Raw genomic sequence first — 14275 nt, 5'->3', positions numbered from 1 at the left:
ATGACGACATACACGCTAGATTGGGACGCTTATACAGCACTTGCACGAAAGACGGCCGCAGAAGGCGCGGTCCTGTTAAAAAATGATAATCAGACGTTACCACTTGCTACCGGGACAACGATTTCTGTTTTTGGACGCAATCAGTTCAATTATTATAAAAGTGGAACAGGATCAGGTGGAATGGTCAACGTCTCATACGTAGTCAGTCCGCTCGAAGCCCTGCAACGTCATCCGGATTTGACACTGAACCAGTCGTTACTCGACGTCTATGAAGCATGGCTCGAAGATCACCCGTTTGATAAAGGGGAAGGTTGGGCGGCAGAAACATGGTCACAGGAAGAAATGCCGGTTAGCGATGAGTTGGTCGCAGCCGCAGCGGAACAGTCAGATGTCGCCATCGTCATGATTGGCCGGACAGCCGGTGAAGACCGGGATAACACGGCGGACCCGGGCAGTTATCTGCTGACGGACGTCGAGTTGACGTTGATCGAAAAAGTCTCGCAGACCTTCCCGAAGACGGTTGTTTTACTGAACGTCGGGAACGTCATCGATATGCAGTGGGCAGTCGATTTCAATCCGAGTGCGATTCTGTACGGATGGCAAGGCGGGATGGAAGGCGGCAATGCTTTGGTCGATCTCTTGACGGGCGCTGTCACACCATCCGGGAAACTGCCGGATACGATTGCCCGTTCACTTGATGCGTATCCGTCGACACCGTACTTCGGTCACGAAGACCGGGCGATTTACAAAGAAGACATCTATGTCGGGTACCGTTACTTCGAGACGTTTGCGAAAGACGACGTTCTCTATCCGTTCGGATTCGGCTTATCCTATACGACGTTTGACGTCGCGACGGAGACGATCGATATGACGGAGCAACAGGTGACGTTAACCGTCACCGTCACGAATAGAGGAGAGCACAGCGGAAAAGAAGTCGTCCAAGTCTATCTTGAGAAACCACAAGGGAAGCTCGGCAATCCGGCCCGTGGACTTGTGACGTTCGCGAAGACCCAACTCCTTGAAGCGGGTCAAAGTGAAACGCTGACGTTAACGGTTCCACTGACAGAATACGCGAGCTACGATGACTCCGGTCTGACCGGTCATAAATCGTCTTACGTCATCGAAGCGGGAGCATATCATCTGTACGTCGGAACAGATGTCCGGACGGCGGCGCACGTGGCCACGCAAACGATCGGGCAGTTACAGGTGATCGAGACGTTAAGCGAAAACATGGCACCGGTCACGGCATTCGACCGCTTGAAGCCGCAACAGACGGAGACCGGTTACGACGTGTCGTACGAAGCAACATCGCTGCGGACGATTGATCCGGAAGCCCGTCGCTTAGCGGAACGTCCCGTAGAGCGGATCTACTCGGACGATCAAGGACTGACATTGCAGGACGTTTACGAAGGCAACACATCACTCGACGTGTTCCTCGATCAGTTGACGGATGAGGATCTCGCCGCGATCGTCCGCGGTGAAGGGATGAATTCACCGCGTGTCACACCGGGAACAGCGGCGGCGTTTGGCGGCGTGACCGACCGGCTGACGGCGTTCGGGATCCCGGCAGCCTGCTGTGCCGACGGTCCGTCCGGCATCCGGATGGATATCGGAACAAAAGCCTTTTCGCTTCCGAACGGGACGCTTGTCGCCTCGACCTTTAACGTCGAGCTCGTGGCTGACTTATTTGAGATGACAGGTCTTGAACTTCGGAAAAACGGCGTCGATACCTTGCTCGGACCGGGCATGAACATTCACCGTCATCCGCTCAACGGCCGAAATTTCGAGTACTTCTCGGAAGATCCGCACCTGACGGGGATGATGGCGGTCGCTGAACTGGACGGGATGCACCGGGTCGGCGTGACGGGAACACTTAAACATTTAAGCGCCAACAACCAGGAATTCCATCGCCATGATCTCGATTCGATTGTCTCGGAACGGGCCTTACGGGAGATTTATCTCAAAGGATTTGAGCATGCTGTCAAACGCGGACAGGCCTATGCGATTATGACGACGTATGGTGCCGTCAATGGCCTTTGGACAGCTGGACTCTATGATCAGAACACCCGGATTCTGCGTGACGAGTGGGGCTTTGAAGGTGTCGTCATGACCGACTGGTGGGCGAAGATCAATGCTGAAGGAACGGACGCGAACCGTCAACAAACGGCAGCGATGGTCCGTTCGCAAAACGATTTATACATGGTCGTCGGTGAATCGGGTGCCAATCCGTTTGAGGATGATACATTAACATCAATCACTGACGGCACATTGACACGGGCGGAGCTACTCCGGAGTGCATCAAACATTTGCCGCTTCATTCTCCGCTCACCGGTCATGGAACGGGCGCTTGGTCAAGAAGCGACAGTTGAAGTGATAGGATTACCAGAAGAAACAATGGATACAAACGAACAAGCCATGACGCATCAACCACTCATCAGTGGTGTGCCACTGGTCTTCGATGAACTTGTTACGTCAACTGGGAACAGTCATGTTTTTGCTGTGACTGCAGAAGAGACAGGTATGTATCATGTTTCGCTAGAAGTACGTTCGTTTGCCGGTGAGCTGGCGCAGATGCCGGTGACGCTGTTTGCGAACAATATGCCGGTCGCGACCTTTACATTCAACGGGACGAACGGCGAATGGGTGACGCAAACGAAAGACGTTTTCGTCTTTAATCCGCATAATTACTTCAAGCTCTACTTTACGCTCGGGGGTCTTGATGTGAAGCAAATTACTTTCACGTTGACGGAGTCGTTCGATATGAAGAACGGGTAAACTAAACACCAGGCAGTCAGTTGCTGCCTGGTGTTTGATGTGTGTAAAAGGAGGACCCGGTGCAATTCTCAAAAATAAAAAAACAGATGTTGTCGTTTGTCGCACCATCGCTTCAGACACGTATAAATCTCTATGCAACAGTCGATCGTCATTTTCATGACGGCGAAGCTCGAGTCTGGATGACACTGGATGGAAAACCCTTTTTTAAGGCCGAAGATTTACGTTTTACATTAGAGTCAGATCGTCGTTATGCGTTGGTGAAGAACCGCTTGCCGGAAAAGCCGGAACAGATTACGTTGGAAATCTTTCAATCAGACTGGTATAAGGCATCAAGTGAATTAGACCAGCAAATCGAACGGGAGTTGGAACAAGAGGGATGGCATGCCAATTATGCCGTCCAACAGAATTTTCTGTTGTACCCGACACTATCAATTGAAGAAGCGTTGACGCATCCCCATGCCTTTATCCGCGGCTTTGCCTTGCTCGACCGGCGTGTCGGAAAGCGGCGGCTTGAACGGGTGACCTGCGACACACCATTTGAATTCACCTGTTTAAAGATTCGACTGGAAGCGGTAGCGAACTGACGACAAAAAGAGCAAGGCGCGTGGCCTTGCTCTTTCACATGATTACATTAAATCGAAAACGAATTGACGGCGTGAATGCCTTCTTGTTCGACGAATTCGTCGAGCAGCGCCCGGACGTCATCCGTTGAATTCGTCTCCATCAAACGGGCGCGCAGTTCGCTCGCCCCGCGGAAACCGCGGACATAAATCTTGAAGAACCGGCGGAGCGGTTTGAACAGACGGGGTTCGAATTCAGATGAGTACTGATCATGCAGGTCGAGTTGCAGACGTAACAAGCCTAGTAACTCTTCGCTCGAGTGCTCTTTCTTTTCGACTTCGAACGCAAACGGGTTATGGAAAATCCCGCGGCCGATCATGACACCGTCGACACCGTACTGCTCGACGAGTTCCAGACCGTGCTGCCGGTCGTTGATGTCCCCGTTGATCGTCAGGAGCGTTTGCGGCGCGATTTCATCCCGGAGTTTCTTGATTTCCGGAATCAGTTCGAAGTGCGCCGGGACGGCACTCATTTCTTTACGCGTCCGCAGGTGAATCGACAGATTGGCAATATCCTGCTCGAGAATGTGGCGTAACCAGTCATGCCACTCCTCGATTTTCGAATAGCCGAGACGCGTCTTGACGCTGACCGGCAGACCGCCGGCTTTCGCTGCTTGAATCAATTCAGCCGCAACGTCGGGACGATTGATCAGTCCTGATCCTTTTCCGTTGACGGCGACGTTCTGGACCGGGCAGCCCATGTTGATGTCGATGCCCTTAAAGCCCATTTCTGCCATCCCGATACTCATCTCGCGGAAATATTCCGGTTTGTCGCCCCAAATGTGGGCGACCATCGGCTGTTCGTCTTCCGTGAACTCGAGGCGTCCGCGGACACTCTGTTTGCCTTTCGGATGACAGTAACTCTCGGTGTTCGTAAATTCAGTGAAGAAGACATCCGGCCGCGCTGCTTTCGCGACGACGTGACGGAAGACGACGTCGGTGACATCTTCCATTGGTGCAAGTACAAAAAATGGTCGTGGCAGGTCCTGCCAAAAGTTGTTTTTCATCGTATATAAAACCCTTTCCTTAAGGTAATTCGTTTTGCTCAATTAAAATTTCATCAACTATATACTTTAAGCGTATTGCAGAAAAAGTGCAAGCAGCTGACTCCACAGATCGTAGGAGTCAGCTGCTTGCACACGTCAATCATTTCAATGGATTGTAGTTCAGCGCCGTTGCTTTCGTGACATGACCATTTTGATCCTTGTAGATGATGTGTTCTGCCGTCAGCTGCGTCGGGCTTTCAAGTCCGGCCGCTGCCGTCAAATTATAGAGCCCTTCCCGAAGCGAGATGATGTAGTTCGTCACCCGGAAGCTCTTCTCGTCGACGATGAGGGCCTTTTGCAGTTTCGGGTCCGTCGTCGCAACACCGACCGGACAATGGTTTGTGTGACAGACTTGCGCCTGGATGCAACCGACGTTAAACATCAGGCCGCGGGCGATGTTGACGAAATCAGCACCGAGCGCTAAGGCGACGGCAATCTTATCAGCACTGATCAACTTACCGGACGCAAACAGTTTGATCCGGTCGCGAATCCCGTATGCGACGAGGAGCTGATGGACATAAGGGAGGGCCGATTTGATCGGAAGACCTGCCGCGTCGGCGAGCTCCTGGAACGACGCCCCGGTCCCGCCTTCGCCGCCGTCAATCGTAATGAAATCGGGATGTTTGCCGGAGTCCGCCATATAGGCGACGAGGTCCTTGATATCATCGACTTTCCCGACGACGATTTTGAGGCCGACCGGCTTCCCACCGATGTCGCGTAACTTCTCGACGAATGCCAGCATCTCGGCGTTCGTCTTGAACTCATTAAAGCGGTTCGGACTATCGATGCCGACACCGGCTTTGACTTTCCGGACCTTGGCGATCTCCGGTGTGACTTTTTCGCCTTCGAGGTGCCCGCCACGCGTTTTTGCACCTTGGGCAAGTTTTAATTCAAATGCTTTGACTTGAGGAATTCGACTTTTCTGTTCAAATTCTTCGAATGAAAAGTCACCGTCTTCCGTCCGGACTCCAAACAGTCCGGGACCGATTTGGCAGATGATATCGACGTCGCCTTTTAAATGGTGGTCGGACAGACCACCTTCGCCCGTGTTCATCCAGGCGCCTTGGGCACGTCCGAGGCCAATCGACAGCGCAGTGATCGCCCGGTCTCCAAGTGCTCCGAAGCTCATCGCTGATTGCCCAATCAGTCCGCGGACTTGAAACGGCTGGCGGCACGTCGCTTCACCGATGATGGGGGCGTCGTTGTCCTGTAATAAAAAGGGCGCGACTTGTTTTTCGACGAGATGTTCTTTCCGGGTGAATAAATTATCTTGATCGAGTTCATATAAGTAGGTCGGGACTTTGTTATCGTTCGCGACCCGGAGTTCATCGCGGTTCGTCGGAAAGAGGGCATTCTGGATATAAAAACCGGCTTCATCGAAGTCACGTTCTGATCCAAAACCGAGAATCCGTGAATTGTATTTACCGGCGATGACGGCTGATTTGTAATCGTTTCGGGAAAATGGTTTTCCTTCATTGTTGTTCAAGAACAGGTATTGCCGAAGTTCCGGACCCATCTTTTCTAAGATATAACGCATTTTACCGAGGACGGGAAAATTTCGGAGGACGGCATGTTCTTTTTGACGTGAATCGGTCACCCATAAGTAGAGAACGACAATAAGCGGGACGATGAAGACGAGCGCAACGAGCAGAAGTAAGGTAATCAAGATGACGGTATGGATGGGCATGAGTGGACCTCCTAAGCGAACTGTAGTCTTAATCCGATACCACTCACGAGACGCTAACAAACCTAACTAACTATGTGAAATATTCGTATTGTGTTGAAACTAAATACTAGTGTGGTGCGTAGAATAATAAAACTTCTGAATTTCGAAAGGATGAAGAGCCATGCACACACTTTACATGAAACAGAAAGTATTTAGTTTACGGGGGCGTTTTTCGATTCAAGATCAGCAGGAACAGGATGTCTATCTCATCGAAGGGAGCTTCATGCAAATTCCGAAGACCTTTTCGATTTCGAGCGTCGACGGGGAAGAAGTCGCCACCATCACGAAGAAAGTATTCAGCCTGTTGCCGAAGTTTTTTGTTGAGGTCGATGGCGAAACACTGACGATCGAAAAATCATTTACATTCTTTAAAGACCGTTACACGATTGACGCGGCAGATTTAGAAATCGACGGCGATTGGTGGGACATGGATTTTCAAATCAAACGTCATGGTGAAGTCGTCGGAAGCGTCGAGAAAAAATGGTTCACGTTTGGTGACAGTTACGAGATTCAAGTCTTTGATCCTGATGTCGAGAAGGTGTTGATTGCGCTGGTCGTCGCAATTGACTGTGTCAAAGAGGACGAAGAGGCAAGTTCATAAACCGAACTCAGGGAGGAACCGATGAAAGCACTTTTGATGAACCAGACGATGGATTTGAACCGTCGTTTTACAATTGAAGATGAAGCCGGACACGTCACGCATGAAGTGACCGGGCAGTTGTTGCAAATGCAGAAAAACTGGCAGCTTGTGCAAGAAGCAGCCGACGTCGGCCGCGTGACGAAACAGACGTTCAGCATGCTGCCGCATATCCTTGTGGAAGTGGACGGGCGTGTCGTTGCGACCATTCAAAAAACCGGGTTTTTGATGTTTGCGGATTACCGGATTGACAGCCGGGACCTGCAGATCGACATCAACTGGGCGACGATGACGTTTAGTGTCACGTATCAAGGAAACAAAATCGGGCAAGGCAAAAGACGGTGGGTTCGCCTCATCAAACAGTATAAATTGACACTGTTCGACGAGACGGCGGAGACACTGTTTTTAAGTGTCGTGCTCGGACTCGACCGGGCGAAAGCAGACAAAACGGTCTCGACGCTGTTTGCGGACAATTGGGCAGGGGGAAAGAAGTAAATGGAACAATGGGATATCTATACAGCGGACCGCGAGAAAACAGGACGGACATGGACACGGGGAAAGAAGTTACAAGACGGCGATTATCATCTAGTCGTGCACGTCTGTCTGTTTAACTCAAGCGGCGAAATGTTGATTCAGCAACGGCAACCTTTCAAAGAAGGCTGGTCCAATTTATGGGACTTGACCGTCGGGGGAAGTGCGGTCGCGGGAGACACGAGCCAGCAGGCGGCGGCACGGGAGCTGTTTGAAGAGATTGGCCTGCGCTATGATTTTGAGGGCATGCGCCCGCATTTGACGTCACATTTTGACGAGGGATTTGATGACATCTACTTAATCGAAAGGGATGTTGATTTAACATCACTCGTCCTGCAACAGGAAGAAGTGCAAGCTGTCGCCTGGGCGACGGAGGAGGAAATCATCGCCCGGATTCAAGCAGGGACGTTCATTCCGTACCATGAAGGTTTAATTTCGACATTGTTCGCGTTACGTAAACAACGCGGCAACATCACATCATACGCGTTATTGTAACTAAAAACCCATCGTATTTTTGTCAGGAAACACGATGGGTTTTTGCGATGTTACGCCGTTTTTTTCGAAGCGGGTTGCGTCTGCTTCGGTTTTGTTTCAGGTAGGAAGAAGCTGAACAGCAGATAAGTCGAACAGCTGACGAAAAAGACGACCATCGAGACGGTATAGCCCATATGACCGAGGGCATAGCTCCAAATGATGGTGAAAATCGTCTGCGTCGCATAAGCGATTTCCCAAAACAGACCGAAGAGGACGGTGATTTTTTGTGGTGTCATCCCTTTCATCTCATGTGCCAAGTTCATGAAAATCGGATACTGGATGTACATCGCAAAACCGGAAATGAAGGCAAAGATGTACGAAACGAGTGGCGAGATGTTGCCGAACGCAACCGTGACGATGAAACTGCCAATCATGATGAGTCCGCTGGTCAGGAGAATCGGTTTTCGCGGTGTTCCGCGACTGCCGATTTTCAGACCAACAAAGTTCCGATGATTCCGGCACCGGAGACAAGCAGATTGACGAGTGAGCCGTTCAGTTCGGTATACGTATCGAAAACGGCTTACTCGATTTCGAGAAAACCGTTTTTGAACTCGAACGTTACGGTCGGTACAACCAATCAGTGGAATCAGAAGAGATCTAACTGGTCGAAAACGAGAGCATCGTCAACTTCTGTCACGAGAAATACATCGGGATTGCGAAGTTGTTGTCCTTGTTCAAAACCAAAAGAGGCATCGAGTGAGTGGAGGTATAGCGCAAGTAGATTGCCATGCGTGACAAGAAGAGTTGTCTCAGCAGAATGTGACCAAACGTCATTCAGGACGTCTTGGATTCGCCGCGTCGCTTCTGCACTCGTTTCTCCGCCCGGACACGCATAATCAAAATCAGTAAACGTTCTTTGGAGATGCTCCTGCCAATCGGTCAGTGGTTGACGACTTAGGACACGTTCGCGCAAATCATCTTGGATTTCGATGGAACAATTTGTCTGAAAAGCAACAGCTTCGATTGATTCAATTGCTCGGCGAAAAGGGCTTGATAAGATACGGTCGACGGGACGGGATTCAAAAAAAGAAACCAATTCTTTAGCTTGTCTATGGCCGTTCTCCGTCAACGGAGCGTCCGGTTCTTGTCCTGATGCTTCGCAGTGGCGGATCAAGTAAATTTTTTTCATGTTAATCCTCCTAATTGACTGTAGTGATTTACTTTTTCTAGAAAATCAACATCGATTCCTGTTTCAGTCTATGAAAGAAGAAATGAAAGAATAAACTAAAACGGTTGACAAACAATCATAAGATTACTAGTATTAAAAACAATTCAGGTGATTATGTCACCTCAGCAACCGAATAAAAGAGAAAGCTATGATTGTCATGGGTCACACTATGGCAGGAGCAGCTTCTGGAGAGACCGCATGATGCGGCGCCGAAGGGTTCACAATCTCAGGCAAAAGGACAGAAGAGTAGTACTAAATCTTGATTCTTTGAATTGGCGTCGCCAGTCAAGGGATGATTATTTGCTATTCTGATGATTTTTTTGAGATTGGACACCCGTCCAGTCTCTTTTTTTTGTTGGACTGACAGAACAGTCCGACCGGGGGAACTAGAGAAAGCATTCAAGGAGGAGTTCAGGTTTGGAACAACAAGAAGGATTGAAAAGGGATTTATCGAATCGGCACGTCCAGTTGATTGCGATTGGGGGAACGATTGGGACAGGATTGTTTTTAGGATCTGGGAAAGCGATTCAACTCGCGGGACCATCGATCGTCTTTGCGTATTTACTCGTCGGGATTGCGATTTTCTTCGTCATGCGGGCACTGGGAGAATTGTTATTGTCGAAAACCGGATACGGATCATTAACGGACATCGCAGAAGATTATCTCGGTCCACGTGCCGCGTTCGTGACCGGCTGGACGTATTGGTTCTGCTGGATCATGACGGCGATGGCGGACGTCATTGCCGTCGGCGTGTACGTGAAATACTGGTTCGATATTCCGCAGTGGATTCCGGCTGTGATCTCGCTCCTGATTTTACTCGGCTTTAATTTACTGACGGTCAAACTGTTTGGGGAACTTGAATTTTGGTTCGCTTTGATTAAGGTCATTACGATTTTAGGTTTGATTGGTGTCGGGATCGTCTTACTGATCATCGGTTTCCAAACCGATTCAGGTCCTGTAACCGTCAGTAATTTGTGGCAACACGGCGGGATGTTCCCGAACGGTGTGACCGGCTTCCTGTTGTCGTTCCAGATGGTCGTCTTCGCCTATGTCGGAGTTGAATTAATCGGGGTCTCAGCAGCGGAAACGGCCGATCCGAAAAAGAATATTCCGTCCGCGATCAATAAGATTCCGTTACGGATTCTCTTCTTTTACGTCGGGGCGTTACTGGTTCTCCTGATGATCAATCCGTGGACGGGACTAAATGCGACGGAAAGTCCGTTCGTTAAAACGTTCAGCTTGATTGGAATCCCGCTTGCTGCTGGCGTCATCAACTTCGTTGTCTTGACGTCTGCTGCCTCAGCCTGTAACAGCGGAATGTTCTCGACAAGTCGGATTCTCTATAATCTCGGAAATCAAAAACAGGCACCGGCTAATTTTTCGAAGCTCAACAAAAACCATGTTCCGGCGAACGCTTTGTTTGTCTCGACACTCGTCGTATCGGGCGGAGCGTTACTCAGTAAATTGATCCCGGGACAAGCCTTCAGCATCGTCACGACAATCAGTGCGATCTGTTTTATCTGGGTCTGGGGTGTGATTCTCGTCTGTCACTTGAAATATAAGAAAACACAACCGGAACTGCATGCGGTGTCAACGTTCAAGGCACCGTGGACACCGTTCGTCAACTACCTCGTCCTCGGATTGTTCGGACTGATCCTCGTCGTCATGCTCGTCGCGGATGAAACCCGTCCGGCCTTACTCCTGACACCGGTCTGGTTCATCGGATTGTTTGTCCTGTATCAGTTGCGGACGAAAAAACATCAAAAAGCAGAACGGCACAGTGCGTGATGAAAAAAACAGAGCAGCGTCTGACAAAGGCGCGCTCACTTTTTTTCACCCGCGCTCCTGAGCTGAAAGACAAAGACCCGATTGCCTGCCGAAGAAGACAGGGAGTCGGGTCTTTGTCGAGCTGTCGCAGTGGCAGACTCAGCGATGAAACTGTCCGTCCGCCAACTGTTTCTTCAATGCCGTCGCTTTTTTACGGATGGCCTGCTGATCCGCTTTGTCCCGCTTGGCCCACTGCCGGTACATCATCGTCATCCGTTGATTGCCGGAGAAGCGTTCCTCGTGCCTCGCGATGAAGTCCCAGTACAAGGCATTGAACGGACAGGCCTCGTCACTTAGGGCCTCCTTCTGATTAAAGGGACAGTTCCCGCAGTAGTCGCTCATCTTATGGATGTAGTTCGCCGACGCGATGTACGGTTTCGTCGAGAGGAGACCACCGTCGGCATGCAAGGCCATGCCGAGTACATTCGGAAGGACAACCCAGTTATAGGCGTCGATGTACATTTCATTAAACCAGTCCGCCGTTTGTTGCGGCGAAATCTCAAACAGATTGGCAAAGTTTCCGAGCACCATCAGCCGCTGGATATGGTGATTGTGCGCCGTTTCGATGACAGGGCGGAGCGACTCGGCGACGCAGGTCATCGTCGTCTGACCGTCCCAGAAGAAGTCCGGCAAGTCACGATCGTGTTTGAGGACATTGACCTGTTCATAACCGGGCATCTCACTCAAATAGACGGCCCGCATGTACTCACGCCACCCGAGAATCTGGCGGATGAACCCTTCAACGGCATTGAGCGGCGCCTCCTGTTCTTCGAGCGCTGCGGCAACGGCTTTGATGACTTCGTCCGGTGACAGCAACCCGATATTGATCGACGAGGAAAGGAGAGAGTGTGATAACGTATCCTTTCCTGTCAGCATCGCGTCCTGATAGATTCCGAATGTCTCAAGCCGTTCGTCGATGAAACGGGCGAGTGCCCGCTGTGCTTCCTGTCGTGTGACCGGCCAGTGGAACGTATCGAGCTGCCCCGGATGATCGGCAAACGTCGTCTCGACTTTGTTGATGACGTCACGCGTAATCTGATCCGGCCGGAACCGGATCGGTGCTTTAAAATCGACGCCGTCCTTCGCCGGTTTTCGGTTATCGGCGTCAAACGACCATTTTCCACCGAGCGGTTTGGTTCCGTTCATTAACAGGAGGCGGTCTTTTCGGAGTTGACGATAGAACCGGTCCATCTTCCACGGTTTGTCCCCGAGCATGGCGACGGCTTCGTCCTGTGTCAGCAAAAAGAGCGGAACGTCGGAACAGACATCGACGGTGATTGTCTTCGGAAGACTTTCCTGGAATTTTTTCATGGCACGGCGCATCGGTTCGTCTGTGATGGCTGTATAGAGCAGGTGCGTCGGTTTGTATTGTTGCTGGTGCTGCTTCCATGCTTCGTCAAACGAATCCGCTTCCCGGTAATCGACCGTAAACCCTTTATTCCGGAGTTCGTCTGCGAAATGACGCATCGCTGAAAAAATCAGCACCAGTTTTTGTTTGTGGTACATTTTCCAGGTCGAGCGGGACGTTGCTTCGACCATCAGGATGACATCGTGTTTCGGATCCGCTTCCTGCAGAAGCGGTAACGTGTGGTTCAGCTGATTGCCAAAAATCCAGCGTGTCGCCATGAATCATTCCCCCTTTTTCTTCTACTAGAGTATATATCCGCTTTCTCTGAAAGTATGTCTCAGGATGTGCGCGTGCGATTCAGGGAAAGTGCATCTATTTTAAGTCGGAAACACCCAATATTTTAATATATGAACGACCTGTGATAGGGTTATAATGGAAAGGTAAGTTGTCGTCATGAGAGCGCTCTATTTTTCATGGCAGGTCCATAATATCAACGGGGATAGGAAGGATATCATGAGCAGTATGCCTAAACAAACAGACGTAATATTGATTGGTGCAGGAGTCATGAGTGCGACGCTAGGGGTCTTATTAAAAGAGCTCGCGCCTGACATGACAATTAAAGTGTTCGAGAAGTTACCGAACGCAGGGGAAGAAAGTTCGAATGAGTGGAACAATGCGGGCACGGGTCATGCCGCGTTATGTGAGCTCAACTATACGACAGAGAATGCAGACGGAACGATCGATATCAGTAAGGCCGTGAAAGTAAATGAACAATTCCAACTGTCACGCCAGTTTTGGTCGCATCTCGTCAAAGAAAACGTCTTACCGAATCCAGAAGAATTCATTATGCCGATTCCGCATATGAGTATGGTCGAAGGAGCGGAAAACGTCGAGTTTCTGAAAAAACGATTGGAAGCGCTATCAGCGAATCCACTCTTTAAAGGGATGGAATTTTCTGATGATCCGGAGCAGCTGAAGCAATGGATTCCGCTCATCATGGAAGGGCGGACGTCACCGGAACCGATCGCTGCAACAAAAATTGATTCGGGGACAGACGTCAACTTCGGTGCGCTGACACGGATTTTATTCACGCACCTCGCAGGACAGGGCGTTGAAATCAATTATGGGCACGGCGTCGAAGACTTGAAACGAGTCGACGGCGGCTGGGAAGTCAAAGTCAAAAACGAACAGGACAACCGGATTGAACATCATACGGCGAAGTTCCTCTTTATCGGCGGCGGTGGCGGCAGTCTGCCATTGCTCCAAAAAACAGGGATTCCCGAATCAAAACAAATCGGCGGATTCCCGGTCAGCGGTCTGTTCCTCGTCTGTAAAAATCCGGACATCGCGGAACGGCACCATGCAAAAGTGTACGGGAAAGCGAAAGTCGGAGCACCTCCGATGTCGGTCCCGCATTTGGATACACGATACATCGACGGGCAGAAATCACTGTTATTCGGACCGTTTGCCGGGTTCTCACCGAAATTCCTTAAGACCGGTTCGAATCTCGATTTGCTCGCGTCCGTCAAACCGAACAATGTCTTGACGATGCTTGCTGCCGGAGCAAAAGAAATGGGCTTAACGAAATATTTGATTGAACAAGTGCTGCTTTCGACAGAACAACGGATGAACGAGCTACGTGAATTCATTCCGAACGCAAAAACTGAAGACTGGGATGTCGTCGTCGCGGGACAACGCGTTCAGGTCATCAAAGATACACCACAAGGAAAAGGGACGCTCCAGTTCGGAACGGAAGTCGTCAGTGCGGCGGATGGGTCCGTTGCGGCCTTACTCGGTGCGTCACCGGGAGCTTCGACCGCTGTACCGGTCATGCTCGAAGTGCTCGAAAAATGTTTCTCGGATCAAATCGACGGTTGGACAGCTAAAATCAAGGAGATGATTCCGTCATACGGAACATCGCTTGTTGCGCACCCGGATCTGTTTGACGAAATCCATGCGGAAACAACCGAAACACTTAAACTAACAGCCGCACAACCGATTCATTAAAAACGACAAAATGAAAAAGCCCTGTTTCCTAATCGTTAGGAGACAGGGCTTTTTCA

12 protein-coding genes and 1 riboswitch are annotated in these 14275 nt (G+C 50.3%); of the genes, 7 read left to right on the top strand and 5 right to left on the bottom strand.

All coding sequences use genetic code 11. The annotated features are described in order from the left end of the window. Positions 1 to 2775, top strand: a complete 2775-nt coding sequence (locus tag KNQ05_RS10725) for a glycoside hydrolase family 3 protein (RefSeq protein WP_214802379.1) — start codon at positions 1 to 3, stop codon at positions 2773 to 2775. A gap of 59 nt (positions 2776 to 2834) precedes the next feature. Further along, entirely contained in the window at positions 2835 to 3359 is a 525-nt protein-coding gene (locus tag KNQ05_RS10720; protein WP_214802377.1) for an SF0329 family protein, read from the top strand. 47 nt (positions 3360 to 3406) lie between these two features. On the opposite strand, the gene KNQ05_RS10715 is transcribed toward KNQ05_RS10720, so the two are convergent. Further along, entirely contained in the window at positions 3407 to 4402 is a 996-nt protein-coding gene (locus tag KNQ05_RS10715; RefSeq protein WP_088838280.1) for a tRNA dihydrouridine synthase, read from the bottom strand. A gap of 139 nt (positions 4403 to 4541) precedes the next feature. After that, positions 4542 to 6128: an FMN-binding glutamate synthase family protein gene (locus KNQ05_RS10710; protein ID WP_214766259.1), complete on the bottom strand. Its 1587-nt coding sequence runs from the start codon at positions 6126 to 6128 to the stop codon at positions 4542 to 4544. A 160-nt stretch (positions 6129 to 6288) separates the two neighbouring features. Between KNQ05_RS10710 and KNQ05_RS10705 the strand changes: the two genes are divergently transcribed. From KNQ05_RS10705 to KNQ05_RS10695, 3 genes are read left to right on the top strand one after another with little or no spacing between them, the layout of a single operon-like run. Further along, a complete protein-coding gene (locus tag KNQ05_RS10705) occupies positions 6289 to 6768 on the top strand; it encodes an LURP-one-related/scramblase family protein (protein ID WP_214766261.1) in 480 nt (159 codons plus the stop codon). 21 nt (positions 6769 to 6789) lie between these two features. Further along, entirely contained in the window at positions 6790 to 7299 is a 510-nt protein-coding gene (locus KNQ05_RS10700; protein WP_214766263.1) for an LURP-one-related/scramblase family protein, read from the top strand. Further along, positions 7300 to 7830 carry an NUDIX hydrolase gene (locus KNQ05_RS10695; protein ID WP_214766265.1) on the top strand — a complete coding sequence of 177 codons (531 nt, stop codon included), beginning with the start codon at positions 7300 to 7302 and terminating at the stop codon, positions 7828 to 7830. A gap of 50 nt (positions 7831 to 7880) precedes the next feature. On the opposite strand, the gene KNQ05_RS10690 is transcribed toward KNQ05_RS10695, so the two are convergent. Beyond that, a complete protein-coding gene (locus tag KNQ05_RS10690) occupies positions 7881 to 8243 on the bottom strand; it encodes a hypothetical protein (RefSeq protein ID WP_214766268.1) in 363 nt (120 codons plus the stop codon). Positions 8244 to 8455: 212 nt separating this feature from the next. Next, positions 8456 to 8998 carry a histidine phosphatase family protein gene (locus KNQ05_RS10685; protein ID WP_214766270.1) on the bottom strand — a complete coding sequence of 181 codons (543 nt, stop codon included), beginning with the start codon at positions 8996 to 8998 and terminating at the stop codon, positions 8456 to 8458. 214 nt (positions 8999 to 9212) lie between these two features. After that, positions 9213 to 9289: riboswitch (glycine riboswitch) on the top strand. A 165-nt stretch (positions 9290 to 9454) separates the two neighbouring features. On the opposite strand from KNQ05_RS10685, the gene KNQ05_RS10680 reads away from it, so the two are divergent. Then, positions 9455 to 10825, top strand: coding sequence for an amino acid permease (locus KNQ05_RS10680; protein WP_214766272.1), 1371 nt, complete (start codon positions 9455 to 9457; stop codon positions 10823 to 10825). Between the two features lie 138 nt (positions 10826 to 10963). Here KNQ05_RS10680 and KNQ05_RS10675 read toward each other — a convergent pair whose 3' ends face one another. Then, positions 10964 to 12490: a cryptochrome/photolyase family protein gene (locus KNQ05_RS10675; protein WP_214805363.1), complete on the bottom strand. Its 1527-nt coding sequence runs from the start codon at positions 12488 to 12490 to the stop codon at positions 10964 to 10966. 235 nt (positions 12491 to 12725) lie between these two features. Here KNQ05_RS10675 and KNQ05_RS10670 point away from each other — a divergent pair, with 235 nt between their 5' ends. After that, complete coding sequence (locus KNQ05_RS10670) at positions 12726 to 14219, top strand: malate:quinone oxidoreductase (protein ID WP_214805361.1); 1494 nt, start codon at positions 12726 to 12728, stop codon at positions 14217 to 14219. Positions 14220 to 14275 lie beyond the last annotated feature (56 nt).

Source organism: Exiguobacterium sp. s125 (assembly GCF_018618605.1).
Lineage (GTDB): Bacteria > Bacillota > Bacilli > Exiguobacteriales > Exiguobacteriaceae > Exiguobacterium_A > Exiguobacterium_A oxidotolerans.
The sequence above is the reverse complement of the archived record's forward strand: the minus strand, read 5'-3'. Positions and strand labels throughout refer to the sequence as shown.

What these genes read in the sequence shown, in the direction of transcription:
- KNQ05_RS10725 (WP_214802379.1), top strand. Translation starts at nt 1, where the DNA reads ATGACGACATACACGCTAGATTGGGACGCTTATACAGCACTTGCACGA.
- KNQ05_RS10715 (WP_088838280.1), bottom strand. Translation starts at nt 4,402, where the DNA reads ATGAAAAACAACTTTTGGCAGGACCTGCCACGACCATTTTTTGTACTT.
- KNQ05_RS10710 (WP_214766259.1), bottom strand. Translation starts at nt 6,128, where the DNA reads ATGCCCATCCATACCGTCATCTTGATTACCTTACTTCTGCTCGTTGCG.
- KNQ05_RS10705 (WP_214766261.1), top strand. Translation starts at nt 6,289, where the DNA reads ATGCACACACTTTACATGAAACAGAAAGTATTTAGTTTACGGGGGCGT.
- KNQ05_RS10700 (WP_214766263.1), top strand. Translation starts at nt 6,790, where the DNA reads ATGAAAGCACTTTTGATGAACCAGACGATGGATTTGAACCGTCGTTTT.
- KNQ05_RS10695 (WP_214766265.1), top strand. Translation starts at nt 7,300, where the DNA reads ATGGAACAATGGGATATCTATACAGCGGACCGCGAGAAAACAGGACGG.
- KNQ05_RS10690 (WP_214766268.1), bottom strand. Translation starts at nt 8,243, where the DNA reads ATGATTGGCAGTTTCATCGTCACGGTTGCGTTCGGCAACATCTCGCCA.
- KNQ05_RS10685 (WP_214766270.1), bottom strand. Translation starts at nt 8,998, where the DNA reads ATGAAAAAAATTTACTTGATCCGCCACTGCGAAGCATCAGGACAAGAA.
- KNQ05_RS10675 (WP_214805363.1), bottom strand. Translation starts at nt 12,490, where the DNA reads ATGGCGACACGCTGGATTTTTGGCAATCAGCTGAACCACACGTTACCG.
- KNQ05_RS10670 (WP_214805361.1), top strand. Translation starts at nt 12,726, where the DNA reads ATGAGCAGTATGCCTAAACAAACAGACGTAATATTGATTGGTGCAGGA.